Source organism: Pseudomonas brassicae, assembly GCF_010671725.1.
Lineage (GTDB): Bacteria > Pseudomonadota > Gammaproteobacteria > Pseudomonadales > Pseudomonadaceae > Aquipseudomonas > Aquipseudomonas brassicae.
This window is the reverse complement of the sequence record NZ_JAAHBU010000028.1, coordinates 1-26,333: the sequence shown is the minus strand read 5'-3', so window position 1 is coordinate 26,333 and position 26,333 is coordinate 1. Positions and strand designations below refer to the sequence as shown.

Annotated in this window: 19 protein-coding genes, 2 tRNA genes and 7 pseudogenes; 11 read left to right on the top strand and 17 right to left on the bottom strand. The window is 63.6% G+C overall.

From position 1 onward, the window contains the following. The first annotated feature begins 2 nt into the window (after window positions 1–2). The 3 genes and pseudogenes from G3436_RS02645 to yacG all read left to right on the top strand — a co-directional run bounded on the left by G3436_RS02645 (window position 3) and on the right by yacG (window position 1,691). A complete protein-coding gene (locus G3436_RS02645) occupies window positions 3–872 on the top strand; it encodes a prepilin peptidase (RefSeq protein WP_163940978.1) in 870 nt (289 codons plus the stop codon). Next, a complete protein-coding gene (gene coaE / locus G3436_RS02640; RefSeq protein ID WP_163940975.1) occupies window positions 869–1,492 on the top strand; it encodes a dephospho-CoA kinase in 624 nt (207 codons plus the stop codon). Before G3436_RS02645 ends, coaE begins: the two co-directional genes overlap by 4 nt. Then, a pseudogene (gene yacG / locus G3436_RS02635) lies at window positions 1,489–1,691 on the top strand (DNA gyrase inhibitor YacG). Before coaE ends, yacG begins: the two are co-directional and overlap by 4 nt. Here the strand turns inward: yacG and G3436_RS02630 are convergent. Next, window positions 1,688–2,401, bottom strand: coding sequence for an energy-coupling factor ABC transporter permease (locus G3436_RS02630; protein ID WP_163940972.1), 714 nt, complete (start codon window positions 2,399–2,401; stop codon window positions 1,688–1,690). The pseudogene yacG and the gene G3436_RS02630 sit on opposite strands and share 4 nt — an antisense overlap. Window positions 2,402–2,644: 243 nt before the next feature. Here G3436_RS02630 and G3436_RS02625 point away from each other — a divergent pair, with 243 nt between their 5' ends. From G3436_RS02625 to G3436_RS02610, 4 genes and pseudogenes are all read left to right on the top strand, one after another. Further along, window positions 2,645–3,274, top strand: a complete 630-nt coding sequence (locus tag G3436_RS02625) for a DUF1780 domain-containing protein (RefSeq protein WP_054914909.1) — start codon at window positions 2,645–2,647, stop codon at window positions 3,272–3,274. Window positions 3,275–3,442: 168 nt separating this feature from the next. After that, window positions 3,443–3,616: a DUF3094 family protein gene (locus G3436_RS02620; protein ID WP_163940956.1), complete on the top strand. Its 174-nt coding sequence runs from the start codon at window positions 3,443–3,445 to the stop codon at window positions 3,614–3,616. Window positions 3,617–3,706: 90 nt separating this feature from the next. Then, window positions 3,707–5,000, top strand: a pseudogene (locus G3436_RS02615) (NAD(P)/FAD-dependent oxidoreductase). A gap of 111 nt (window positions 5,001–5,111) precedes the next feature. Next, window positions 5,112–8,195 carry a dermonecrotic toxin domain-containing protein gene (locus G3436_RS02610; protein WP_163940954.1) on the top strand — a complete coding sequence of 1,028 codons (3,084 nt, stop codon included), beginning with the start codon at window positions 5,112–5,114 and terminating at the stop codon, window positions 8,193–8,195. Between the two features lie 80 nt (window positions 8,196–8,275). Here the strand turns inward: G3436_RS02610 and G3436_RS02605 are convergent. From G3436_RS02605 to rluD, 5 genes and pseudogenes are all read right to left on the bottom strand, one after another. Continuing rightward, window positions 8,276–8,351 (bottom strand) — tRNA-Pro (locus tag G3436_RS02605). 10 nt (window positions 8,352–8,361) lie between these two features. Further along, window positions 8,362–8,437, bottom strand: a tRNA-Asn gene (locus G3436_RS02600). 304 nt (window positions 8,438–8,741) lie between these two features. Continuing rightward, window positions 8,742–11,305, bottom strand: a pseudogene (gene clpB / locus G3436_RS02595) (ATP-dependent chaperone ClpB). Window positions 11,306–11,430: 125 nt separating this feature from the next. Beyond that, window positions 11,431–12,170 (bottom strand): annotated as a pseudogene (gene pgeF, locus G3436_RS02590) (peptidoglycan editing factor PgeF). Then, window positions 12,167–13,128 (bottom strand): annotated as a pseudogene (gene rluD, locus G3436_RS02585) (23S rRNA pseudouridine(1911/1915/1917) synthase RluD). Before rluD ends, pgeF begins: the two co-directional pseudogenes overlap by 4 nt. A gap of 151 nt (window positions 13,129–13,279) precedes the next feature. Between rluD and G3436_RS02580 the strand changes: the two are divergent. Both G3436_RS02580 and G3436_RS02575 read left to right on the top strand, forming a co-directional pair. Continuing rightward, a complete protein-coding gene (locus G3436_RS02580; RefSeq protein WP_163940950.1) occupies window positions 13,280–14,302 on the top strand; it encodes an outer membrane protein assembly factor BamD in 1,023 nt (340 codons plus the stop codon). A gap of 96 nt (window positions 14,303–14,398) precedes the next feature. Beyond that, a complete protein-coding gene (locus G3436_RS02575; RefSeq protein ID WP_163940947.1) occupies window positions 14,399–14,635 on the top strand; it encodes a PP0621 family protein in 237 nt (78 codons plus the stop codon). 97 nt (window positions 14,636–14,732) lie between these two features. On the opposite strand, the pseudogene thiO reads toward G3436_RS02575, so the two are convergent. The 5 genes and pseudogenes from thiO to pilV all read right to left on the bottom strand — a co-directional run bounded on the left by thiO (window position 14,733) and on the right by pilV (window position 17,832). Further along, window positions 14,733–15,829, bottom strand: a pseudogene (thiO, locus tag G3436_RS02570) (glycine oxidase ThiO). A gap of 29 nt (window positions 15,830–15,858) precedes the next feature. Next, window positions 15,859–16,263, bottom strand: coding sequence for a type IV pilin protein (locus G3436_RS02565; RefSeq protein ID WP_163940944.1), 405 nt, complete (start codon window positions 16,261–16,263; stop codon window positions 15,859–15,861). A gap of 11 nt (window positions 16,264–16,274) precedes the next feature. After that, the gene (locus G3436_RS02560; RefSeq protein WP_420801165.1) at window positions 16,275–16,766 is read right to left on the bottom strand and encodes a pilus assembly PilX family protein; all 492 of its coding nucleotides are present in this window, start codon (window positions 16,764–16,766) and stop codon (window positions 16,275–16,277) included. Window positions 16,767–16,783: 17 nt separating this feature from the next. Further along, a complete protein-coding gene (locus tag G3436_RS02555) occupies window positions 16,784–17,488 on the bottom strand; it encodes a PilW family protein (protein WP_163940937.1) in 705 nt (234 codons plus the stop codon). Next, a complete protein-coding gene (gene pilV / locus G3436_RS02550; RefSeq protein WP_163940934.1) occupies window positions 17,485–17,832 on the bottom strand; it encodes a type IV pilus modification protein PilV in 348 nt (115 codons plus the stop codon). Before pilV ends, G3436_RS02555 begins: the two co-directional genes overlap by 4 nt. A gap of 139 nt (window positions 17,833–17,971) precedes the next feature. On the opposite strand from pilV, the gene G3436_RS02545 reads away from it, so the two are divergent. Beyond that, window positions 17,972–18,445, top strand: a complete 474-nt coding sequence (locus tag G3436_RS02545; protein WP_163940931.1) for a GspH/FimT family protein — start codon at window positions 17,972–17,974, stop codon at window positions 18,443–18,445. Here the strand turns inward: G3436_RS02545 and ispH are convergent. The 6 genes and pseudogenes from ispH to murJ form a co-directional block, all read right to left on the bottom strand. Continuing rightward, window positions 18,434–19,381 carry a 4-hydroxy-3-methylbut-2-enyl diphosphate reductase gene (gene ispH, locus G3436_RS02540; RefSeq protein ID WP_163940928.1) on the bottom strand — a complete coding sequence of 316 codons (948 nt, stop codon included), beginning with the start codon at window positions 19,379–19,381 and terminating at the stop codon, window positions 18,434–18,436. The two genes, G3436_RS02545 and ispH, sit on opposite strands and share 12 nt — an antisense overlap. Window positions 19,382–19,395: 14 nt before the next feature. Continuing rightward, window positions 19,396–19,833, bottom strand: a complete 438-nt coding sequence (locus G3436_RS02535; protein WP_163940926.1) for an FKBP-type peptidyl-prolyl cis-trans isomerase — start codon at window positions 19,831–19,833, stop codon at window positions 19,396–19,398. Continuing rightward, window positions 19,826–20,341 (bottom strand): signal peptidase II, encoded by a 516-nt coding sequence (gene lspA / locus G3436_RS02530; RefSeq protein ID WP_163940923.1) that lies wholly within the window; start codon window positions 20,339–20,341, stop codon window positions 19,826–19,828. Before lspA ends, G3436_RS02535 begins: the two co-directional genes overlap by 8 nt. Then, on the bottom strand, window positions 20,334–23,165 hold the full coding sequence (gene ileS / locus G3436_RS02525; protein ID WP_163940920.1) for an isoleucine--tRNA ligase: 2,832 nt from the start codon (window positions 23,163–23,165) through the stop codon (window positions 20,334–20,336). The genes lspA and ileS overlap by 8 nt, the downstream gene beginning before the upstream one ends. Next, window positions 23,162–24,110: pseudogene (ribF, locus tag G3436_RS02520) on the bottom strand (bifunctional riboflavin kinase/FAD synthetase). Before ribF ends, ileS begins: the two are co-directional and overlap by 4 nt. Window positions 24,111–24,227: 117 nt before the next feature. Next, window positions 24,228–25,766, bottom strand: coding sequence for a murein biosynthesis integral membrane protein MurJ (murJ, locus tag G3436_RS02515; RefSeq protein WP_163940917.1), 1,539 nt, complete (start codon window positions 25,764–25,766; stop codon window positions 24,228–24,230). Window positions 25,767–26,018: 252 nt separating this feature from the next. On the opposite strand from murJ, the gene rpsT reads away from it, so the two are divergent. Further along, a complete protein-coding gene (gene rpsT / locus G3436_RS02510) occupies window positions 26,019–26,297 on the top strand; it encodes a 30S ribosomal protein S20 (protein WP_043860304.1) in 279 nt (92 codons plus the stop codon). Window positions 26,298–26,333 lie beyond the last annotated feature (36 nt).

Genomic DNA, 26,333 nt, shown 5'->3' with positions numbered 1-26,333 from the left:
ATATGGACGTGTTCGAAACCCTGGCCAGCCACCCGCTGGCCTACCTGAGTGTTGCCCTGCTGCTGGGCCTGATCGTGGGCAGTTTCATCAATGTGGTGGTGCACCGCCTGCCGCTGATGCTGGAACGCCAATGGCGCAGCGAAGCCCGCGATGTACTGGCCCTGCCCGACCCACCCGAGCCACGCTTCGACCTGATGCTGCCGCACTCGCATTGCCCGCATTGCGCGCACCGTATCCGCGCTTGGGAGAACATCCCTGTGCTCAGCTACCTGTGCCTGCGCGGGCGCTGTTCGGCCTGCAAGGCACCGATCAGCGCACGTTACCCACTGGTGGAGCTGGCCAGCGCCGGCTTGAGCCTGTTCGCCGCCTGGCAGTTCGGTTTCAGCGCAAACGCGGCGGCCTTCATGCTGTTGAGCTGGGGGCTGCTGGCCATGAGCCTGATCGATATCCAGCATCAATTGCTGCCCGATGTGCTGGTGCTACCGCTGCTGTGGCTGGGGCTGGTGCTCAATGCCTTCGAGCTGTTCGTGCCACTGGACCAGGCGCTGTGGGGTGCGGTTGCCGGCTACCTGAGCCTGTGGACGGTGTACTGGGTGTTCAAGTTGATCACCGGCAAGGAAGGCATGGGCTATGGCGACTTCAAGTTACTGGCGATGCTCGGGGCCTGGGGCGGCTGGCAGGTGCTGCCGCTGACGCTGATGCTGGCCTCGCTGGTGGGCGCCCTGCTCGGCCTGGTGCTGCTGCGCCTGCGCGGCCAGCAAACCAGTACGCCGATACCCTTTGGTCCCTATCTGGCCATTGCGGGCTGGATCGCACTGCTCTGGGGTGGTCAAATAACCACTTCCTATCTGCAATTTGCCGGACTGCAATGACCACTCCCGCCTTCACCCCCTGGATTCTCGGCCTCACCGGTGGCATCGGCAGTGGCAAGAGCGCTGCCGCGCAACGCTTCATCGAGCTGGGCGTGCACCTGGTGGACGCCGACCAGGCGGCACGCTGGGTGGTCGAACCGGGCCGGCCGGCGCTGGCCAGCATTGTCGAGCGCTTCGGCCCCGGCGTGCTGCAAAGCGACGGCCAACTGGACCGTGCCGCCCTGCGCCAGCTGATCTTCAGTGACCCGGCACAACGCCGCTGGGTCGAGGCCCTGTTGCACCCGCTGATCGGCCAGGAGATTTTCAGCTACCTGGCCAAGGCCGAGTCGCCGTATGCGGTGTTCGTTTCACCGCTGATGGTCGAGTCGGGGCAATACAAGCGTTGCCAGCGCCTGTTGGTGATCGATGCGCCGCAAGCCTTGCAGATCGAACGGACCCTGCAGCGCGACCAGACCAATGCCGCACAGGTGCAGGCCATTCTCCAGGCGCAGACCAGCCGCGAAGAGCGCCTGCGCCACGCGCACGACGTGCTGGTCAATGACCGCGACCTGGCCTGGCTGCACGCGGAGGTCGATCGCCTGCATCACTTTTACCTGACTTTGCGTGGAGGCCAAGCATGAGCCAACCCCTGACCGTAGACTGCCGACCTGTGGCGCCCCTGTTGAGTGGAGCGCGGCCAACACCTACCGACCCTTTTGCTCCGACCGCTGCAAGCTGATCGACCTGGGCGCCTGGGCCGCTGAAGAGCACAAGATCCCGGTGGCGCCAGACGCCGAAGACGAGCTGTTCTCCGGTGACATCAACCCGCACCAGCACTAGGCGCGCGGGTCGTCATCCTTCCACGGGGCCTGCAGGTAGCGGGTCCGGTTGAAGGTTTCGAGCCACTCGGGGCAGAACACCACCAGCGCGCTGACCACCATGCCGTTGATGAAGGCTTCGGGAAAGATGATCAGCCACAGGTAGCCGATAAAGTCCGACAGCCACTCGGGCATCACGAAGCGCCCGTCCAGCCACAGCACGCCCAGGCTCGCCAGCAGGCACAGCAGTGCCGACAACGCGGCGGCAAAAAAACCCGAGCAGAAGATGTACACGAACAGGTTCCTGGGCTGCGCGCGCTCCACCAGCATGGCGCACACCTCCGTCACCAGCACTGGCAAGCCGATCAACAGCAGGCCGTTGACGCCCATTGCCGCCAGGTCCTGACGGCCCAGCGCCACCAGCCCCACCTGTGCAATCAGTGCGGCAACGATCGCCAGCGGCCAATCCAGCAGCAGGGTCACGGCGGTCATGCCGATGAAGTGATACGACACCCCGGTATCGAAGTCGCGTCGCACCAGCCACAGTGCAAACAGCGCGAACATGGTGCCGAACAGCAGGTGCTGGCGCCGCCGGTCGGCAAACAGCTCGACCCACGAAGTGCGCCACACTGCCCACAGCAGCAGCGGTACGTAGCCCAGCCAGCCGAACAGCATGCTCTGATCCGATAACACTTGCGCGCCAATCACCGGCTTGTACCCCTTTTGTGCCATGCGCCATACCCTGGCAAACATTCTACACGCCGATACGACCGGTTCAGCTGGCCTCGGTCATGGTGATAGACGGCTATTCGTCGTCGCGGGGCGCGGGCTGGCTCTGGAAACTGGCGCCTTCGACCACCAGCGACCGTTCAGCCGGCATGGCCATTCCAGGGCATATCTTTCAGCCACATAGCGTTGAAAGATCGCCCATGAGGAATTCGGCATTGTCATGATTTGGGCGCTAAGCTTGTTCCCATGGATGACTCAGACTACCTTCGCCTGCTTACCATTCAGGCCGAACAAGCCAATGCGTTCCTCTCCAATGCCCGCAAATGGGAGCGTGAGCGTTGGGTGTGCCAGCGCCTGCTGCAAGGGCTGAACATCCCCTACCGCAGCGAAGACTTCACCGCAGCCGGCCAGGAGCCGCCCGACGTGCTGTTTCGCGATGCGGCCTTCGAAGTGTTCTTTGTGCTCGACGAAGGTCGCCGTCTCAACGACGAATGGCGTGAAGAGCTGCAACGCCGTCGCAGTGCGTTTTCCCTCGCCCAACTGGTACGCCGCGAGGCCCGCCCCCGGCGCATCAGCGCGCAGGAGCTGCTGCAACGCCTGGCGCCGACCCTGCGCAAAAAATCGCACAACTACCGCGAACGCAACCTGGACCTGAGCGAACTGGACATCATTGCCTTCGCCAGCCTCAAGCGCGAAGTGCTCGACCTCAACAGCCATTTCCCGCCGCCCACCGAGTACCTGCGCCAGGGCTGGCGCTCGCTGTCGCTGGTGGGCCCGACCTTCGCCCGGGTGCTGTTCGCGCACCCCGATGCGCCGGATTTCCTGCGCGCCAACCTGGGCCGCAGCATCGTTTTCGACGTGGGCATCAGCCTGTGAGGCAAAGCCCCTGCAAAAGCAGGATGGATAAATTCCGACGCTGGTGATACAAAGCGCAATCATTCGCTGGCACCACCGCTTCGTGCCCACCAGGCAAGCCCGTGCGACCGACTACAGTGAACACTGTAGCGTTCCCGCAGTCACATGCGTCTACCTGACGAGGCCTCCATGACCAGCCGCCTGAATCCCGAAGACCAGCGACGAGTCGATGAATACCTGCGTGCCCCCCAACACCAAGTCGAGCGCAAGCCTTTCCGGCCGTGGCTGCTCCTTGTGCTGGTGGTCGCCGTGACCATCAGCCTTGGCCTGTTGAGCCGCCTCCTGAGTTACCTGGTGCTATGAGCTGCCTTGCGCTCGCCCTCACCGTCCGCTGTGCGCGGCCGGCCACTCAGGCCCCGACCCCGAATTCCGTAAACCTTATGAGATATCCCCATGACTCACCGTATCGTGATTGTCGGCGGCGGCGCCGGCGGCCTGGAACTGGCGACCCGCCTGGGTAAAACCCTGGGCAAGCGGGGCACCGCAGCCATTACCCTGGTCGACGCCAACCTGACGCACATCTGGAAGCCACTGCTGCACGAAGTGGCGGCCGGTTCGTTGAACACCTCCGAAGACGAGCTCAACTACGTCGCGCAGGCCAAGTGGAACCACTTCCAGTTCCAGCTGGGGCGCATGAGCGGCCTGGAGCGGGCGACCAAGCAGATCCAGCTGGCCGCCACCCTGGATGAAGACGGCCGCGAGCTGTTGCCGGCGCGCACCCTGGCGTATGACACGCTGGTGATCGCCGTAGGCAGCAACACCAACGACTTTGGCACCCTGGGCGCGGCGCAGCACTGCCTGTTCCTCGACACCCGCAAGCAGGCCGAACGCTTCCACCAGCAACTGCTCAACCATTACCTGCGCGCCCATGCAGGCGACCTGGCCAGCGAAAAGATCAGCGTGGCCATCGTCGCGCCGGCGCACGGGTGTGGAACTGGCAGCCGAGCTGCACCACGCGGCCCACGAACTGGCGGCGTACGGCCTGGACCGCATCCAGCCCAAGGACATGCAGATCACCCTGATCGAAGCCGGGCCACGCGTGTTGCCTGCCCTGCCCGAACGCATCAGTGTGCCGGTGCACAAGACCCTGGAGAAGCTGGGCGTGACCGTGCTGACCAACGCATCGGTCAGCGAAGTGAATGCAGACTCGCTCAAGACCGCCAACGGCGAGGTGATCCACGCCAGCCTGAAGGTGTGGGCGGCCGGCATTCGTGCGCCGGGTTTCCTCAAGGACATCGACGGCCTGGAAACCAACCGCATCAACCAACTGCTGGTACGCCCGACCTTGCAGACCACCCTGGATGACGACATCTTCGCCTTTGGCGACTGCGCCGCCTGCCCGCAGCCGGGCAGCGAGCGCAATGTGCCGCCACGCGCGCAGGCCGCTCACCAGCAGGCATCGCTGTTGGCCAAGGGCTTGAAGGCACGCCTGGAAGGCAAGCCGTTGCCAACCTACGCGTACCGTGACTACGGCTCGCTGGTGTCGCTGTCGCGCTTCTCGGCAGTGGGCAACCTGATGGGTAACCTTACCGGCAGCGTGATGCTCGAAGGCTGGCTGGCGCGGATGTTCTACGTGTCGCTGTACCGCATGCACCAGATGGCGCTGTACGGCACCTTCCGCACGCTGATGCTGATGCTGGGCAGCCGCATCGGGCGCGGTACCGAGCCGCGCCTGAAGCTGCACTGATCGGCTGGCCCCTCGCCCTCCTGTGCAACGCCGGAGGGCGACTAACTATCTAACGCCGCGCACCGCAGGGGTTATCGCAGGCTGGACTTTTTTCAGCCAGGACCTACTGCGATGCCCCTTATCAGCGAACAACAACGCCTGACCCGCGTGGCCAGGCAATGGGTCAAGACCTTCCCCGACCTGTATGCAACGGCCAAGGCAGCAGCAGGCGATATCATCCGCAAGCACACCGGCAGGCAACTGGACCCGGACACCCTGTGGTGGCACCGCTTCGACAGTGCCGTCAGCAGCCCGTACAGCTACACCGGCTGGGAGCACCGCGGCCCGCCGCTGCAATCGCTGACCTTTGTTGAACTGATGCTGCAGCGCTTTGCCGTCAGCGACCAGGACAGCCTCGATAACCTGCAGGTGATGGGCGGCTTCTATACCGATGGCCCGAACCATGGGCTGTTCGATCAACACAATGAAGTGAGGATGCTGGCGGCAGATGTCGCACGGGATTTCTGGGCCATCGACTTTGCCACCCGCTACACCGACACGCTGCGCGCGTTCTGGCAGCATCAGGGCGATGATTTCATCCGGTTGGGCAGGGCCCGCCTGCTGGCCGAGGTGCGCAAGGCCAGGGCAGCCAGACAGCTGAGCGCGGATGACCTGCAGATGATCGAGCAAGGCCTGGCCGGGCGGCTGAACGGCCCGCTGACCGTGGCCGCGCTGGGCCTGCCGTCACCTGCCCAGGGACAGGTCGCGCTGTACACCTTCAACCTCGGCACCTTCAGCGCCCAGGACGTGCTGCGCCTGAGCAATGCCCACGGCCGCCAGGTGCTTTACCTGCCAGGCGAGACCCCGAGCCTGCAGGCGTTCGACGACATCACCATGCTGTACCGCTGGGTGCGACAACAACTGGCCGACAAAACCAGCCGCCAGGCGATGCTCAAGCACTTCACCGCCTTTGCCAAACTGGAGCGCTACCAACTGGACGCCCTCGCTGCGCTGTTCGATCAGGTCAGCGACGACCCCAACACGCAGCACCTTGGCCTGCTGCTGCAGTACACCGAGCATATCGAAGGCGACGGTTTCTACTACCTGCGGGACAAGGCCAAGGCCCAGATGGAACACCAGGCGCAGGTGCTGCTGGAGTCCAATGCACACTTGCGTGCACAACTGTGGATTGGCTACCTGGGCGCCTTTATCAAGCTTGCCTCTCCCGCCGCCCCGCTCAGTTGGCCACTGGCACTGGCGGTGATCGGTGCCGGCGTGACCAATGTGGTGCTCAACAGCCGCGAGGCCATGCATGCCACCACGGCACAGAAACGCCGCGAAGCCATCATCAATGCAGTGGAAAGTGCAATCATCGTCGCCTTCAGCCTGCCTTTTGCCTTTTCCAGCGAGGCTGGGGAGCTAGAAGCGCTACCCGGCCCACCGCTGGAGCGCGACCTGGAGCTGGCGCCACTGGGTGCGGCAGAAGGTGCCGACACCGCACCGCTGGCCGATGCAACACCGATGTTGCGCGCCGGTGAACGCTTCAACCGCCTGGGCATGATCGAGCGCAGTGACTATCACCGCCTGTACGTGGTACGCGAGATCGCACGCACCGAAAACCCTGCGCGCAGCCTGCATGACGGCTTCGCACCCACGCGCACCTTCAGTTGGGCACGCAAGATGATGCCGGGGCGCATGCTGCGCGCCTTCGCCAGCCGCGACGGTGCCCGGGCGTTTGCCCAGGCGCAGTTCGCCGGGCCCTACGCCGCTTATGAAATTGATGCAGAAGGCCTGAGCGTGGCTTCGCTACGCCACAATCTGCAATACAACACGCGCTTTACCTTGAGCCGTGAGGGCATGCCCGAAGATTTTCTGATGCAGCACCTGCGCGGTCAGGCCACGCTTGAGGACATTGGCGCAGGCGCATGGCTGTACGATGAAGTGCATGTGCCGCTGGATGATCTGGATACCACCCAGGCCCGCCTGCTCTCGATGAGCGAGTTCGAGCCTGTCGAACCCGGCCCGAGCACAGGCAACACGGGCGTACTGCGTGGGGTACAGGTGCGCGAGCCGTTTGGCAGCCACCCGGTGCGCACCTACATGATCGACGCCGAGGGCTACTCGCAGCAGGTGCGGTACGACATCGATACCGACAGCTGGCGCAACAGCGACGGCGAGGCGTTTCGAGTGGGGCCAGACGGCAAGACGTTCCTGCGCCTGGACGCGCGCAATCCGGTGCCCAAACCTTCTGTACAAGACATGGAACGCGCCCTGGGCGAAATGGGCCTGCATGCACGAATGCCGCTGCAGCTTGCAGCGTTGGACCGTACTGGAGCACTGGCGATCCCACGCAAGCTGCACAGCATCTGGATCGGCCGACACATGCCGGCACGCTTTATCCGGCGCGTCATCAACAATGCCACGATGGCGGCAGACGGCAGCGATCCGTTCGCTACCCACTTGTACCTGTCGATCAGCGACGCACAGGAGCTGGAGCGCACCCTTGCCCGACTGGCCGGGCGCCCGTCGTGCCTGCACGTGCACCTGCTCGAGGATGCACCGTTCTTCTCTCAGTTCAAGGCGGGGCCGTTCTACAACCAGTTTCGTGCGGCCAGCCTGGGCGACGGCCACAACTATGCCAGTGCAGTGGATATCCTGCGTTATCAGTTGCTGCGCTTCGAGGGCGGTATCTACATGGACGTGGATGACTTCGTGCGCACACCGATCGGGGATAGCCCCGGCATGGGCGATGTGCAGCTGCATGCGCGCCCGGGTGAGTTGTTGCTCAACAACCTGGTGCATCATCAGCGCCTGGGCATGCTGGCCGACTTCAACAACAGCAACTTCGGCTCGCTGCCCGACAATCCATTGCTCGACCGCATCAGCGAAGAGAGCCTGCGACGTTTCATGGCCAACCGTGACCTGTACCGCGCCCGCCCCTATGACTACCTCAACACTGAAGAGGAAATGAGCCAGTACGGCCGCCGCATCTATCATGTGACCGGGCCGGGCGTGTTCAATGACGTGATCGAGCGCGAACTGCCGGCGCTCCGGCAGTACCGTGCGCTGGGGCGGCTAGCCCGAGGCGAGCTGTACTTCAGCGAGCAGGCGCTGTTGCAGTTGCGCTTCATGCTCAAGGACGGTGCGCGCAGCTACAGCCCGTTGCAGGCGTTGCTGGGGATTGGCTCGACCGGCAGTTGGCTGCACACGCGCTGAAGGCCAAGGCTGACAAGGCTGGCAGCAAAAACCCGAGACGAAAAAAAGGCACCTTTTACAAGGTGCCTTTTTTCTGAAGATGGTCGGGGTAAGGGGATTCGAACTCCTGACATCCTGCTCCCAAAGCAGCGCGCTACCGGACTGCGCTATACCCCGGTTTGAAATTTGGCTCCGCGACCAGGACTCGAACCTGGGACCCAATGATTAACAGTCATTTGCTCTACCGACTGAGCTATCGCGGAACTATCAATTTCAATTACTACAGTGCTGCAATTTCGAAAACCGTATCACTACTGCTTCGAACCCTTCGACCTTGTGCATCGCTGCGTTCATGTCTCTGAGGCGCGCTATTTTACAATTTTCAAAACCCTTGTCAACCCTTAATTTGCATTCAACACACTGATTTGCAACTTTTTTTTCAGATTCCCACTTCTGCCGGAAACCTGCGGGGTGACATACAGCGGGGCGCACTTTACAAGCAGTCAGCGCAAAATGCAAAGAAAAAAGGCCTCGAAATTCGAGGCCTTGACGTAAGCCGCCGAAAACTCAGGCAAAGACGATCTCGTCGCCCTCCAGCTTGGCGGTAATGCGGGTACCCGGGATGAAGCGTCCGGACAGGATCAGTTGCGCCAACGGGTTCTCGATCAGCGCTGGATTGCCCGTTTCAGCGGCCGCGCACCATATACCGGGTCGTAACCGACCGCGATCAGCTTATCCAACGCCTCGGGGCTCAGCTCCAGGCTCAGCTCGCGCTCGGCCAGACGGCTGAGCAGACGCGACAGCTGGATCTGGGTGATACCGGCAATCTGGTCGCGACCCAGCGGCTCGAACACCACCACTTCGTCGATACGGTTGATGAACTCGGGGCGGAAGTGCGAACCCACGGCGTCCATCACCGCTGCCCGTTGCGCTTCGCGATCACCTGCCAGTTCCTGGATCTGCGCCGAGCCCAGGTTGGAGGTCATCACGATCACAGTGTTGCGAAAATCCACCGTGCGCCCGTGGCTGTCGGTCAGGCGGCCATCTTCAAGCACCTGCAGCAACACGTTGAACACATCCGGGTGGGCCTTCTCGACCTCATCCAGCAGCACCACCGCATACGGCTTGCGGCGTACCGCCTCGGTCAGGTAGCCACCCTCTTCGTAACCCACGTAGCCTGGTGGTGCACCAATCAGCCGTGCCACGGAATGTTTCTCCATGAACTCGGACATGTCGATGCGCACCATGGCCTCTTCGGTGTCGAACAGGAACTCGGCCAGCGCCTTGCACAGCTCGGTCTTGCCCACACCGGTGGGGCCGAGGAACATGAACGAACCGCTCGGACGATCAGGGTCGGACAACCCGGCACGCGAGCGGCGTACAGCGTTGGCCACGGCCACCACGGCCTCTTCCTGGCCGATCACGCGCTTGTGCAGCAGGCTTTCCATCTGCAGCAGTTTTTCGCGTTCGCCTTCGAGCATCTTGGCCACCGGAATACCGGTCCACTTGGACACCACTTCGGCAATTTCTTCCTCGGTCACCTTGTTGCGCAGCAACTGGTTCTCGGCCTTGCCGTGCTGGTCGACCATCTGCAGGCTGCGCTCCAGGTCCGGGATCACCCCGTACTGCAGCTCGGCCATGCGGCTGAGGTCACCCTTGCGGCGGGCGGCTTCGAGCTCCTGGCGGGACTGCTCGATCTTTTGCTGGATCTGCGCAGAGCCCTGCACTTCGGCCTTTTCCGAGGTCCAGATTTCTTCCAGGTCGGAGTACTCACGCTCCAGCCGGACGATTTCTTCGGTCAGCTTTTCCAGGCGCTTGAGCGCAGCCTCGTCGTCTTCTTTCTTCAAGGCCTGGGATTCCACCTTCAACTGGATCAGGCGGCGCTCCAGACGGTCGAGCACCTCAGGCTTGGAGTCGATCTCCATGCGGATGCGGCTGGCCGCCTCGTCGATCAGGTCGATGGCCTTGTCGGGTAATTGACGATCGGTGATGTAGCGGTGGCTCAGCTTGGCCGCGGCAATGATCGCGCCGTCGGTGATCGCAACCTTGTGGTGCACCTCGTAACGCTCCTTGAGGCCACGCAGGATGGCGATGGTGTCTTCCTCGCTGGGCTCTTCCACCAGCACCTTCTGGAAACGACGTTCGAGCGCCGCATCCTTCTCGATGTACTGGCGGTACTCGTTCAGCGTGGTGGCACCGACACAGTGCAGCTCACCGCGCGCCAGCGCAGGCTTGAGCATGTTGCCGGCATCCATCGAACCTTCGCCCTTGCCGGCGCCGACCATGGTGTGCAGCTCGTCGATGAACAGGATGATCTGGCCTTCCTGCTTGGACAGCTCGTTGAGCAGGCCTTTGAGGCGCTCTTCGAACTCGCCGCGGAACTTGGCACCGGCAATCAGTGCGCCCATGTCCAGCGACAGCAGGCGCTTGCCCTTGAGGCCATCCGGCACTTCGCCATTGATGATGCGCTGGGCCAGGCCTTCGGCGATGGCGGTCTTGCCCACGCCAGGCTCACCGATCAGCACCGGGTTGTTCTTGGTACGCCGTTGCAGTACCTGGATGGTGCGGCGGATTTCGTCGTCACGCCCGATCACCGGGTCGAGCTTGCCGTCTTCGGCACGCTTGGTGAGGTCGACGGTGTACTTGTCCAGGGCCTGGCGCGACTCTTCGGCGTTGGGGTCATTCACCGCTTCGCCGCCGCGCAAGTTGCTGATGGCATTTTCCAGGGCTTTCTTGCTTACGCCCTGGCTCAACAGCAACTTGCCCAGTTTGCTGTTTTCGTCCATGGCCGCCAGCAGCACGAGCTCGCTGGAGATGAACTGGTCGCCCTTCTGCTGGGCCAGGCGGTCAGCCTGGTTGAGCAGGCGCGCCAGGTCCTGCGACATGTTCACGTCGCCGGTAGGGTTCTGGATTTTTGGCAACTGGTCGAGTTCTTTGCCCAATGCCTTGCGCAGGCTGTTGACGTCGAAGCCCACCTGCATGAGCAGGGGCTTGATCGAGCCACCCTGCTGGTCGATCAGCGCCTGCAAGAGGTGCGCAGGCTCGATCGCCGGGTGGTCCATGCCCACCGCGAGGGATTGAGAGTCGGATAACGCCAGTTGCAGCTTGCTGGTCAAACGGTCTATTCGCATAACTTACCTTCCTTTAATGGGCAGGCCGGAGCGATGGACACACCTGATGAAGAAAAACCTGCCTGAGATACCCCTATAGATAAGGGTGATTGTGGAAGATTCAAGCGTAGCGGGCTTGATCCAGGTCAGCGCGCGGCGAGCCAGACCAGCGAGGCCATGCGCCCGGTGACGGGGCTGCGGCGAAAGGAATAGAAGCGAGGGTCGGTGACCGTGCACAGGCCACCCCCATACACAGCCGTGACGCCACGTGCCGCCAGGCGAATGCGCGCCAGGGCATAGATGTCGGCCAGGAACTTGCCCGGTTGGGCGCCCGGTATGAAGGCACAGGCACTTTCCGGATGAACGGTCGTGAACGCATCGCGCACTTCGCCACCCACTTCAAAGGCCTGCGGGCCAATGGCCGGGCCCAGCCACACCAATACCTCCTGCGCCGGCACGCCCAGGCTGTCCAGCGTCGCCTCCAGCACACCACCGACAACCCGCGCCAGCCGGCATGCGCCGCAGCCACACGGCTGCCGGCACGGTCGCAGAACAGCACGGGCAGGCAATCGGCAGTCATCACCGTGCACGCGATGCCGGGGGTCGCCGTCCAGCTGGCATCCGCCTCGGCGATCAGCGCCGGGTCGGCGTGCGCGACCGCCAGCCCGTGAACCTGTTTGAGCCAGGCAGGCTGGACGGCGAAGGTATCGGTCAGGCGTCGACGGTTCTCGGCCACCGCCGCCGGCGCATCGCCGACATGATCGCCCAGGTTCAGCGCCTGGTAGGGCGCCAGGCTGACGCCCCCGCCCCGGGTGGTGACGCACGCCTTGACCCAGGCTGGCACGGGCCAGTCGGGGATCAGCAGGTCGGGCGTCAGGGTGCTCATCCGACGAAAGCCTCGCGGTCCTGCTTGAGCAGCGACAGCAGCCAGACGAAGTCATCCGGCAGCGACGATTCCCAGCCCATGCGCTCGCCGGTTACCGGGTGGTCCAGCTCCAGGAAACGTGCGTGCAGGGCCTGGCGCGGGAAGGTCTTGAGCGCTTCGACCATGGTCACGCTGGCCGCTGGCGGAATACGGAAGCGCCCGCCATACACCGGGTCGCCGACCAACGGGAAGTTGACGTGGGCCATGTGCACGCGGATCTGGTGGGTACGCCCGGTTTCCAGCTTGACGCGCACGTGGGTGTGCGAACGGAAACGTTCGAGCACACGGTAGTGGCTGACGGCCTGCTTGCCACCTTCCATCACCGCCATGCGCTGGCGCTGCTGGCCGTGGCGGCCGATCGGGGCGTTGATCTTGCCGCCGGCGGTGACCACACCAATCACGATGCACTCATAGATGCGGCTGACACTGCGGCTTTGCAACTGCGAAACCAGCTGGGTCTGCGCCTGGATGGTCTTGGCCACCACCATCAGACCGGTGGTGTCCTTGTCGAGGCGGTGCACGATACCGGCGCGCGGCACGTTGATGATGTCGGGCACGTGGTGCAGCAGCGCGTTGAGCAGGGTGCCGTCTGCATGCCCCGCCGCCGGGTGTACCACAAGCCCGGCCGGCTTGTTGATGACCAGGATGTGGTCGTCTTCGTAGACGATATCCAGTTCGATGTCCTGCGCCACCCACTCGCCCTGGGCTTCCTGCTCGGCATCCAGCGCCAGCAGTGCACGCCATGGACGATGTCGCGAGGACGCACGACGTTGCCGTCGACGGTCAGTAGGCCTTCTTTGATCCAGGCGGACAGGCGCGAGCGTGAGTGCTCGGCAAACAGTTGGGCAGCGACTTGGTCGAGGCGTTGCCCGCCCAATTCGGACGGTACCTCTGCGCGAAGTTCAATTTTCTCGGACATGCTCGAATCAGGCGGAGGCACAGCCTTTGGTTTCAGCTGCACGCTTGTGGTTAAATACGGCGTCTTTTGCCCCGAGGGTTCCAACCGGGGTGCTCATCATAACAGGACGGCCTCGCCCAAGACAGCAGCCGTCATAGGGACGCAAGCCGCCATGCAAGTGAAACACCTGCTGCTGATCGCCATCCTCGGACTCACTGCTGCTTGTTCTTCGAAGGAAGTCGTCGACGAAAACCTCAGCGAAACCGAGCTGTACCAGCAGGCGCAGGCCGACCTGGACAACCACAGCTATACCAGCGCCACCGCCAAGCTCAAGGCGCTGGAATCGCGCTACCCGTTCGGCCGCTATGCCGACCAGGCGCAGTTGGAGCTGATCTTCGCGAACTACAAGAACGCCGAGCCAGAGGCTGCCAAGTCGGCTGCCGAGCGGTTCATCCGCCTGCACCCGCAGCACCCGAACGTCGACTACGCCTACTACCTCAAGGGCCTGACCTCGTTCGACCAGGACCGCGGCCTGCTGGCGCGCTTCCTGCCGCTGGACATGACCAAGCGTGACCCGGGCGCAGCGCGTGACTCGTACAACGAGTTCGCCCAGCTCACCAGCCGCTTCCCCAACAGCCGCTACGCGCCAGACGCCAAGCAGCGCATGATCTACCTGCGCAACCTGCTGGCGTCCTACGAGATCCACGTGGCCGACTACTACCTGACCCGTCAGGCCTATGTAGCCGCCGCCAACCGTGGTCGCTACGTGGTGGAGAACTTCCAGGAAACCCCATCGGTCGGCGACGGCCTGGCGGTGATGACCGAAGCCTACATGCGCCTGCACCTGGACGACCTGGCGGCCACCAGCCTGGAAACCCTGAAGCTCAACTACCCTGATCACCCGAGCCTGGTCGATGGCCAGTTCGTGCCCCAGCAGGACGAAGCGGACAACCGCTCGTGGCTGTCCAAGGCCACTTTGGGCCTGATCGAGACTGCAACGCCGCTGCCGCCGGGCGAAACCCGCGCCAACCAGGACGTGCAGAAGCAGTATCAGGATGCCAAGGACGCGATTCCCGACGAACTGCAGCCTAAAGATGAAAATGGCGACGTGATCGAAGAACAGAATCACCAAGCCGAAGGCAACAACGAAGACCGCTCGTGGTTCAGCTACATGACCTTTGGCGTATTCGACTGATACGTGCGACAGCAACAATAAAGGGAGGCCAAGGGCCTCCCTTTTTTATTGCCAGGCCCTAAACTGGTGGCTCTTCATTCGACAAAGCTGGACACCATGGTTCGCCTACTTTTCTGGATTGCCCTGATTGCCGCTGCGTTCTGGTTGTGGCGCAAGTTCAAGGCCAGCGCCAACGCCGATAATCGCCCGCCCCTCGATGACCCGCTGAAAATGGTGCGGTGCGCCCATTGCGGCGTGCATCTGCCCAGTGATCGCGCGTTGCACCGGGGGCAGTTGTGGTTCTGCAGCCCGGCGCACCTGGAGCAAGGGCCGGCAGATAGTCGTCAAGGCTGAATGCCGCTTCGCTGGCAAGCCAGCTCCCACAGGTCAGGCAGTGTTCAACCATCCGGTGAGTGGCTTGCCAGCGAAAGGCTGCAACACAGCCCCGCGGTCAGCTCAGCCGGCCGGCCGGCGCATAGGGCGCAGGGTCGATGATCGGTGCGCGCCCCAGTAGCAGGTCGGCAAACAGCTGGCACGAAGCCGGCGCCAGCACCAGCCCGTTGCGGTAATGACCGCAGTTCAGCCACAGCCCCGCATGCCCCGGCACCTGGCCAATATAGGGCACACCCTCTGGCGAACCCGGCCGCAGCCCCGCCCAATGCCCCACCGGCGTGGCATCTGCCAGCGCCGGCAGCAACTCGACGGCAGACGCCTTCAGGCTCGCTAGCGCATCATCGGTAGGCGTCTTGTCGTAGCCGGCATGCTCCAGCGTACTGCCCACCAGAATGTGCCCATCACGCCGCGGGATCGCGTACCGCCCCTTGGCCAGCACCATGCTCGGCAGAAAATCGTCCGCGCCCTTGAACAGGATCATCTGCCCCTTGACCGGCTCGACCGGCAGATCCAGCCCCAACGGGCGCAGCAGGTCGCCGCTCCAGGCCCCTGCGGTGAGTACCACCTGATCGGCCATGATCGGGCCCTCGGCCGTTTCAACACCCGTGATACGCCCGCCCTCGCGGCTGAAGCCGCTGATCTCGCAGTGCTCGCGCAACGTGACGTTGGGCAGCGCCAGCAGCGCCGCCTTGAGCGACTTGACCAGGCGCGGGTTGCGCACGTTGGCCACGCCAGCCATGTAGATGGCCCGTTCGAAACCAGGCGCCAGCACGGGCACCGCAGCATAAGCCTGGGCAATATCTACCGCACGCAGTGGACGTCCCTCGCGCGCTGCCCACGCCAAGGCCTGGGCCTCGTCATCCAGGTCTAGCCAGTACAGCCCGGTGGTGTGGACCTCGGGTCGACCCCGGTGCTGCTGAACAGGTGCGCGCCCAACTGCGGATAGAAATCCTGCGACCAATGCGCCAGCGCAGTGACCGCAGGGCTGTAGCGCCAGGGGTACAGCGGCGAAACGATCCCGCCTCCGGCCCAGGAGGACTCCTGGCCGACTGCGCCCTTGTCGCATACCACCACCTGCTCGACATCGGCCGCCAGGTTGAACGCGGTCAGCAGGCCAATCACCCCGCCGCCGACAATCACTACTTGCTTGGTCATCTATTGATCCAGTACCCGAATGAAAGACTTCAGTTGCCCCAGCAGCCCTGCCCTGCATCACCGTGCGGGTTACCCCGTACACCCCGGTGGTCGAGTTCGAAGTCGCCACACCGGTCACCGGCCATCAACCCTTCGACGCGGCGCCTGGCCACCAGGCTGAAGCGCTCGGCCTCACGGCTGGCATGCAGGCTGTAATGACGTGTACCGGGGGGCAGCGGGGTCGTCACGCTATCGCTGTCGGCATACTCACCAGTGCGCGCACGATGACGCTCCAGTTGCTGCGCACTCGCCAACAGCATCCCGGCCACCTCCGTGCGTGCGGCACTTTTCACCGTATCGGTGTAACTGGGGTAGGCAATGCTCGCCAGAATGCCGACCACGGCGACGACAATCAACAGTTCGATCAGGCTCAAGCCCTGGGCGTACGCGCGCATGCCTCACCTCCTTACAGAATTTGCCGCCACGCGATGCGCCGGGGCGCTTGTTTGCCAGGCGCCAGCGGCTGCGCATGCACACTTTCGAGCACCACCCGCGCCTGTTGCCGCCAGCCCACGGCGGTGATGCGGAACAACTGCACGGGCAGGCCGTCGGGCAGGCCAGTGGCACGGCTGCTCTCACCCAGCGGCTGGATCAGGTAGAGACCACGCGCATACGCCTGCCAGACCAGACCCGAGCTGGCAGCTGCATCGGCATGCACCCCGGCCGCACGTACCCGTGCGGCCTCTGGCGGCGGCAGGCAGTAGGTGCAGGGCAAGGACGGGACATGCCCTGCAAGCACCTGTGCCTCACCCTCTCGCAAGGTTGCCTCGGCTGACTCGAATGCCTGCAACGCCGCGCCCAGGTTGCCGGCCATGCGCGCCTGCAGGGTCGCGCCCTGCAGCGCCGACATCGCCAGCAAGGCCAACAACAGCATCATCACCAGGCTGACCAGCAGCACCATTCCGCCTTGCGCTCTCATGGCGCAGGGTTACGCACAGCAGCCACCAGGTGATAGGTCTGCGCCCGTACGCGCTGCAGTGGATCTGCCAATGTCAGGCGAATGCGCACGCTGCGGATTCTGGCAGGCTCGGGCGTCGCCACCACGTAGGCCACCCGCCCCGCCGCATCGGCCACGCCAAAATCCATGCGCAGGCGATGAACATTGTCGACCAGCACTGCCTGGGTACTCCCACTGCTCAGGCGCAGCTGCCCGGCGACCAGCTGGTACACCTGCCGGTGGATCGGCAAGGCGAACTCGCCCGGCCCCGGCGAGTGCTTGCCCGCATAGGCACGTGCCACGCGCGCGCAGTCGGTCACCAGCGTCCAGTGCGCCGGGCTGCCGGTATCGCCGCTCTGCGCACCCACCAGGCTCAGGCTGCGCAGGTTGCCGTCGGGCTCTAGGCTGATGCTCAATGGCAGTGCAAACACTGCGGCAATCGCCGGGTCGGCAAAACTGACCGCCTCCTGTCGCAGGCAACCGAATGCACCCGCCATGCGGATGTCACGCGCCATGCGCTGCAAGGCCAGGCGTGCGTCCTCCTGCAACTGTGCCGCCACGCCCTGCGCCTGCCAGCTGTGCAGCGCGGCCAGCAACAGGTGGCTGGCGGCCAGCACCAGCAACAGGCCCAGGCTCAATGCCAGCAACGCTTCCACCAGGCCGAAGCCTGCCGCGCGCCTCATGGCATCACCCGCCCACGAATCACAAACGCGCCCTCTGGCCAACCCAGGTCGAGTGCAATGTCAGCGCCAGCCTGAGTGACACGCGCCTGTGCCGAGGCGCCCACCACGGCTTGCAGGTCGCGTTGCAGTTGCGCCCCCTCCCCGGCACCCAGCCGGCCTGCCGCACGCACCCGCTCCAGTACCTCCTGGGCCAGCAGCAACACCTGGGTGCTGCGCAAGGCGCTGTCGGTGGTCGATAACGCCCGCCCTTGCAGTGCCGCTGCCGTGAACACCCCCAGTGACATGACCACCAATGCCACCAGCACCTCGATCAGGGTCATGCCTCGCTCCACTTTCCTTGTCATGGGTTCGCCTCCTGCGAAATTTCCCTGCGCAATTGCCGCCCCGCCTGACTGGACGTCAGCCCGCGTGGCGCTGAACCTATAGAGAAGCACTTCCAGGGAGGGATGCACGATGGCGCAACAGGGCGTAACACTGATTCAAATGATGTATGCACTGGCGCTGCTTGCCGTGCTGGTACAGCTCGGGGTTCCTGCCTACAGCACCATGAGCAGCGACCTACAGCGCCAAGCCGTCGCTGAACAGCTGGCCCAGGCATTGCGCGGCGCCCGCAGCGAAGCATTGCTGCGCAATCACGCGGTCAGCCTGGTGGCGATCGAAGGGAACTGGAGCAACGGATGGCGAATGGGCACTGAAACGCAGCAGGTGCTGCAGGAGCACCGCGCCAACCGGCGGGTGCGGGTGGTGGGCAATCAACCGCTGGCGCGGCAAGTCCGTTTCGGCGGGCTGGGTGTACCGGAACAGACGGGCGGGTTCCAGGCCGGGACCCTGCATGTCTGCGCAGAGCCCGGTCACCGGAGCCTGTATCAGGTGGTGCTGTCACGCACCGGGCGGGTCAGCGTGCGCCGTACCGCCAGCGAGGAGCCACTGTGCGCGGCCCCCGGCTCAGATCAATGAACGCACGCGCAGCTCTTTAGGCATCGAGAAGGTGACATTCTCTTCGCGACCATCCAGCTCGTCGGCACCCGTGGCACCCCATTCCTGCAACTGCGCGATCACGCCACGCACCAGCACCTCGGGGGCCGAGGCACCGGCGGTGATACCGACCCGCGCCACGCCGTCGAACCAGCTGCGCTGCAGGTCTTCCGCGCCATCGATGAGGTAGGCCGGGGTGGCCATGCGCTCCGCCAGCTCGCGCAGGCGGTTGGAGTTGGAGCTGTTCGGGCTGCCCACCACCAGCACCACATCGCACTCGTCCGCCAGTTGCTTGACCGCGTCCTGGCGGTTCTGGGTGGCGTAGCAGATGTCGTCCTTGCGCGGCCCGCCAATGCTCGGAAAGCGCGATCGCAGCGCATCGATGACGCGGCTGGTGTCGTCCATCGACAAGGTGGTCTGGGTCACGAAGGCCAGGCGCTCGGGGTCGCGCACCTGCAGGCTGGCGACATCCTCTTCATCCTCGACCAGGTAGATCGAACCGCCATTGCTGGCGTCGTACTGGCCCATGGTGCCTTCGACTTCGGGGTGCCCTGCGTGGCCGATCAGGATGCATTCCTTGCCATCGCGGCTGTACTTGGCTACCTCGATGTGCACCTTGGTCACCAGCGGACAGGTCGCATCGAACACCTTCAAACCGCGCCCTGCCGCCTCTTGGCGCACGGCCTGGGAAACACCGTGGGCACTGAAGATGACGATGACGTCATTGGGCACCTGGTCGAGTTCTTCGACGAAGATGGCCCCGCGCGCGCGCAGGTCTTCGACCACGAACTTGTTGTGCACCACTTCGTGACGCACGTAGATCGGCGGGCCGAACACTTCAAGGGCGCGGTTGACGATTTCGATCGCCCGGTCCACGCCGGCACAGAAGCCGCGTGGGTTGGCGAGTTTGATCTGCATTGCTGACTCCTGGCTCAAAGGGCCTTGACCGCGAGGATTTCCACCTCGAAGTTCAGGGTCTTGCCGGACAGCGGGTGATTGAAGTCGATGGTCACTTGCGCGTCATCGAAGGCTTTCACCACACCGGGCAACTCGGCGTTGGCCGCGTCGTTGAAAATCACCAGCAGGCCTTCGGACAGGTCCATGTCCTGGAACTGCGAGCGGGGAATGATCTGCACGTTCTGCGGGTTGGGCTGGCCGAAAGCGTTCTCTGGCGGCACGCTGACGGTACGCTTGTCACCGGCCTTGAAACCGAAGATTGCGGCTTCGAAGCCGGGCAGCAGGTTGCCGTCGCCGACCTTGAACACTGCCGGCGCTTTGTCGAAGGTGCTGTCGACGGTGTCGCCGTTTTCCAGGTGCAACGCGAAGTGCAGGGTGACTTCGGTGTTCTGGCCAATACGGGTATCAGTCATGCACGGGTTCTCCGGACTTTTTGCTCTTGAACATATCCAGCGCCAGCATCACCGCGCCCACGCTGATGGCACTGTCGGCCAGGTTGAAGGCCGGGAAGTACCAGCGGTTCTGCCAGTGCACCAGGATGAAGTCGACCACATGGCCGAGCACGATCCGGTCGTACAGGTTGCCCAGCGCGCCGCCGAGCACCAGGGCCAGCGCGACGGCCAGCCAGGTTTCGTTGCGCCCCAGGCGCTTGAGCCATACCACCAGCACCGCGCTGACCACCAGGGCGATCAGGGCGAACAGCCAGCGCTGCCAGCCCGAGCTTTCGGCCAGGAAGCTGAAGGCTGCGCCGGTGTTGTAGGCCAGGGTCCAGCTGAAGTAGTCGGGGATGACCACGATCTGCTGGTACAGGCTCAGGGCACCTTCGAAGTAGTGCTTGCTGGCCTGGTCGAGGACCAGTACCAGCAGGCTCAGCCACAGCCAGGCGAGGCGCCCGAAGCGCCCCACGTTGGGGTTAGGCATAGTGACGCACCTCACCTTTGCCACTGATGTTGTCGACGCAACGACCGCAGATTTCCGGGTGCTCCGGGTTCACGCCCACGTCGGCACGGAAGTGCCAGCAACGGCCGCACTTGGCATGGCCGGACTTGACCACCTTGAGCTTGAGGCCGGCCACTTCGGTGACCACCGCATCGGCCGGGGCATCGACGAACGGGGCGACGCTGGCGGCCGAGGTGATCAGCACGAAGCGCAGCTCGTTGCCCAGCTTGCCCAGGTCGGTGCTCAGCGCTTCGTCGGCGAACAGGGTAACTTCGGCTTGCAGGTTGCCACCGATGGCCTTGGCGGCACGCTGGTTTTCCAGTTCCTTGTTGACGGCGGCTTTCACGGCCATCACGCGGTCCCAGTAGGCGCGGTCCAGCTCGATGCCTTCGGGCAGCTCGGTCAGGCCCCGGTACCAGGTGTTGAGCATCACGGATTCGTTGCGCTCGCCCGGCAGGTACTGCCACAGCTCATCGGCGGTGAACGCCAGGATCGGCGCGATCCAGCGCACCAGTGCTTCGCTGATGTGGTACAGCGCGGTCTGGCACGAACGGCGCGCGATGCTGTTGGCGCCCGTGGTGTACTGGCGGTCCTTGATGATGTCAAGGTAGAAGCCGCCCAGCTCCTGCACGCAGAAGTTGTGGACCTTGGAGTAGACGTTCCAGAACCGGTACTCGCCGTAGTGCTCTTCCAGCTCGCGCTGCAGCAGCAAGGTACGGTCCACGGCCCAGCGGTCCAGTGCCAGCATGTCTTCGGCCGGCAGCAGGTCGCGGGCCGGGTCGAAGCCGGACAGGTTGGAAAGCAGGAAGCGCGCGGTGTTGCGGATACGCCGGTAGGCGTCGGCGCTGCGCTGCAGGATCTGGTCGGACACGGCCATTTCGCCGGAGTAGTCGGTCGCCGACACCCACAGGCGCATGATGTCGGCACCCAGGGTGTCGTTGACCTTCTGCGGCTCGATGGTGTTGCCCAGCGACTTGGACATCTTGCGGCCGTTCTCGTCCACGGTGAAGCCGTGGGTCAGCAACTCGCGATACGGCGCGTGGTTGTCGATGGCGCAACCGGTCAGCAGCGAGGAGTGGAACCAACCGCGGTGCTGGTCGGACCCTTCCAGGTACAGGTCGGCGCGCGGGCCGCTTTCGTGGCCGATGTTGTGCGAGCCACGCAGTACGTGCCAGTGGGTGGTACCGGAGTCGAACCAGACGTCGAGGGTGTCGGCGATCTTGTCGTACTGCGCGGCTTCGTCACCGAGCAGTTCGGCAGCGTCCATCTTGAACCAGGCTTCGATGCCTTCCTGTTCGACGCGCTGCGCGACCTGTTCCATCAACTCGACGGTGCGCGGGTGCAGCTCGCCGGTCTGCTTGTGCAGGAAGAACGGGATCGGCACGCCCCAGTTGCGTTGGCGCGAGATGCACCAGTCGGGACGGTTGGCGATCATGGAGTGCAGGCGGGCCTGGCCCCAGGCCGGGACGAACTTGGTCTGCTCAATGGCGCTGATGGCACGCTCGCGCAGGGTTTCGCCGCTGTCTGGCTGTTTGTCCATGCCCACGAACCACTGCGCGGTGGCGCGGTAGATCAGCGGGGTCTTGTGACGCCAGCAGTGCATGTAGCTATGGCTGATGGTGTCGGTGAACATCAGCGCGCCGACTTCGGCGAGCTTGTCGACGATATGCGGGTTGGCCTTCCAGATGAACTGGCCGCCGAAGAACTCCAGCGCATCGACGTACACGCCGTTGCTCTGCACCGGGGTGAGGATGTCGTCGTTGACCATGCCGTAGCGCTTGCAGCTCACGAAGTCGTCTTCACCGTAGGCCGGGGCCGAGTGGACCACGCCGGTACCGGCGCCCAGTTCGACGTACTCGGCCAGGTAGACCGGCGACAGGCGCTCGTACAGCGGGTGACGGCAGTTGATCAGTTCCAGCGCCGAACCCGGTGCAGTGGCGATCACCGAGCCTTCCAGCGAGTAACGCTTCAGGCAGGCTTCGACCAGCTCTTCGGCCAGCACCACCAACTTGTCGCCGACATCGACCAGGGCGTACGTGAACTCGGGGTGCACGTTCAACGCCTGGTTGGCCGGGATGGTCCACGGGGTGGTGGTCCAGATCACGATCGCGGCAGGCTTGGCCAGCGCCGGCAGGCCGAATGCCTGGGCGAGCTTGGCCTCGTCGGCCACGGTAAAGGCGACGTCGATGGTCTGCGACTTCTTGTCGGCGTATTCGACTTCAGCTTCGGCCAGGGCCGAACCGCAATCGAAGCACCAGTTCACCGGTTTGAGGCCCTTGAACACGAAGCCGTGCTTGACCATTTCAGCCAGGGCGCGGATTTCGCCGGCCTCGTTGCTGAAGTTCATGGTCTTGTAGGGGTTGTCCCACTCGCCCAGCACGCCCAGGCGAATGAATTCCTTCTTCTGCCCTTCGATCTGCTCGGCGGCATAGGCACGGCACAGCTCACGGGTCTTGTCCGCGGTGAGGTGCTTGCCGTGGGTCACTTCGACCTTGTGCTCGATCGGCAGGCCATGACAGTCCCAACCCGGTACATACGGCGCATCGAAGCCGGACAGGGTTTTGGAACGCAGGATCATGTCCTTGAGAATCTTGTTGAGCGCGTGACCGATGTGGATCTTGCCGTTGGCGTAGGGCGGGCCGTCGTGCAACACGAACTTCGGACGGTCCTTGCCAATTTCGCGCAGCTTCTGGTACAGGCCAATGCTGTCCCAGCGCTGCAGGATCTGCGGTTCGCGCTGTGGCAGGCCGGCCTTCATCGGGAAGGCGGTGTCCGGAAGGTTTAGCGTGGCTTTATAGTCGGTCATTTCAGGCTCTTCGTTAGCGGTTGACCGTGCCAATGGGCACGTGCGGCGGCGATATCCGCATCGATCGCCGACTTCAGCGCCTCCAGGGAGGCGAATCGCTGCTCGTCGCGCAGCTTGTGGTGGAATTCCACGTCAGACGCCGGCCATATAAATCGCCGGCAAAATCCAGCAGATGCACTTCCAGGTGGGCACGGCCATCACCTGCAACCGTTGGCCGCACGCCGATGTTGGCGACGCCAGGCCAGCGCTGGCCATCGAGTTCGACACTGACCAGGTAGACACCGGTGAGCGGTACGCGATGGCGCTTGAGTTGTATGTTGGCGGTGGGCGTACCCAGCTGGCGGGCCAGCTTCTGCCCGTGCAGGACCCGGCCGCGAATGCGGAACGGCCGCCCCAGCAGGCGCTCGGCTACGGCGAACTCGGCACGCGCCAGGGCCTCGCGCACTTGCGTGCTGCTGACCCGCAGGCCGTCGAGCTCGACGGTTTGCGCCGCTTCGACGGTAAAGCCCTGGCTCAGCCCGGCCTGCTGCAGAAACTCGAAATCGCCCAGCCGGTCGCAGCCGAAACGAAAGTCGTCACCCACTTCCAGGTGCTGCACGCCCAGCCCGTCGACCAGGATGGTGTCGACGAACTCGGCGGCGCTGAGCTTGCTCAGGCGCTGGTTGAAGGCCAGGCACAGCACCCGGTCGACGCCCTCGGCGGCCAGCAGCGCCACCTTGTCGCGCAGGCGGGCCAGGCGCGCCGGCGCGGTGTCGGGCGCAAAGTACTCACGCGGCTGTGGTTCGAAAATCACCACGCAGCTGGGCACGCCCAGCTCTACCGCGCGCTCACGCAGGCGCGCCAGGATAGCCTGGTGACCACGGTGAACACCGTCGAAGTGCCGATAGTGGCAACACAGCCCCGATGCTCGGGGCGAAGGTTGTGAAGGCCTCGAACCAGCTGCATAACGCGCTTCTTGCTCATAAAGTGGTCGATTATAACCACACCCGGGCGCCGCGACAGGCAGCAGCGCGATGGCGGGGCATGGAATGTACAAAACCGACGCCTGACCCGCGCCGACCATCAGTGCAGTGCCTTACGGGCGAAGTCCCGTGGGCGGAAACCAAACAGGTAGAGACAGCCGAAATAGGTCACCACACCCGCACCAATCAGGGCGCCCAGGCGCAGGAAGCGCTCCAGCATGTGGCCTTGCTCCCATGGCGGCATGTAGCACATTCCCGCGACCAGCACCCCGGCCATCAGCAGCACCGCCACCAGCAACTTGAGCAGGTAGCGCGTCCAGCCAGGCTGAGGCTCGAACAGGTTCTGCTGGCGCAGCTTCCAGTACAGCAGGCCGGCATTCAGGCACGCGCCGACGCTGATGGCCAGGGCCAGCCCGGCATGCTGCAGGTGGCCGATGAACACCAGGTTGAGCAGTTGCGTCGAAATCAGGGTGAAAATCGCGATCTTCACCGGCGTGCGGATGTTCTGTTGCGCATAGAAGCCTGGGGCCAGCACCTTGACCAGAATGATGCCCAGCAGGCCGACCGAATAGGCGATCAGCGCGCGCTGGGTCATCAGTGCATCGAAGGCAGTGAACTTGCCGTACTGGAACAGCGCGACCGTCAGCGGCTCGGACAGGATCGCCAGGGCGAAGGTGCACGGCAGCACCAGCAGGAAGCACAGGCGCAGGCCCCAGTCGAGGATGCGCGAATACTCATGGCGGTCCTTGTTGGCGTAGGTCTTGGCCAGGGTCGGCAGCAGGATCGTGCCCAACGCCACCCCCAGCACCCCCGATGGCAGCTCCATCAGACGGTCGGCGTAATACATCCAGGACACCGAGCCTGCGACCAGGAACGAGGCAAAGATGGTGTTGATGATCAGCGAGATCTGGCTCACCGACACCCCGAGGATCGCCGGCAGCATCTGCTTGAGTACACGCCACACCCCGGTATCGCGCAGGCTCAGGCGAGGCAGCACGAGCATGCCGATCTTTCTCAGGTGGGGCAGCTGGTACACCAGTTGCAGCACACCACCGGCCAGCACTGCCCAGCCCAGTGCCATTACCGGCGGGTCGAAATACGGCGTGAGGAACAACGCGAAAAAGATCATCGCGACGTTGAGCAGCGTCGGCACGAAGGCCGGCACCGAAAAGCGGTTCCAGGTATTGAGAATCGCGCCGGCCAGCGACGACAGCGAGATCAGCAATATATAAGGAAAGGTCACCCGCAACAGGTCGGTGGTGAGCTCGAATTTTTCGGCACTGTCGACAAAGCCCGGTGCGGTGACCCACACCACCCAGGGCGCAGCCAGGATACCCAGGGTGGTCACCACTGCCAGTACCAGGGTCAGCAGGCCGGCGACATAGGCCACGAACGTGCGGGTTGCCTCTTCCCCCTGCTGACTCTTGTATTCGGCCAGAATCGGCACGAACGCCTGGGAAAATGCGCCTTCGGCAAAGATCCGCCGCAGTAGGTTGGGCAGCTTGAAGGCAATGAAAAAGGCGTCGGTGGCCACCCCCGCACCAAAGATTCGCGCCAGGATCGTATCGCGGATAAAGCCCAGCACACGCGACACCATTGTGATGGAACTGACCGCTGCCAGGGACTTGAGGAGATTCATCGAAAGTTTTTCATGCCATATGGATGAAGGAGAGGCCTAAACGGCATCCAAGTATGCGATACTCCGCCGCGCAAAGCAGACAGAGCAAAAACTCCCGAGTTTACAGGTCATGCGCCAGAAGGGAATCATCCCCTCCAGTGAATCGACCGCTCAGCGGAACCTAACAAGCGCCCTTGACAACCGATTAACTCATCGGCATGATTCGCGGCCTATTTTGTTTGCTATTTACCAAGTCTTTCGAGGAGCTCGACGGTGGCCAACTCACCTTCCGCCAAAAAACGTGCAAAACAGGCTGAGAAGCGTCGCAGCCACAACGCCAGCCTGCGTTCCATGGTTCGTACCTACATCAAGAATGTAGTTAAGGCCATCGACGCAAAAGACGCCGAAAAAGCGCAAGCTGCTTACATCCTGGCTGTTCCAGTTATCGACCGCATGGCCGATAAAGGCATCATCCACAAGAACAAGGCTGCTCGCCATAAAGGCCGTCTGAATGGCCACATCAAGGCACTGAAGATTGCTGCAGCTGCCTAAGCGACGCTTGTTAAAAAACCGACCCTAGGGTCGGTT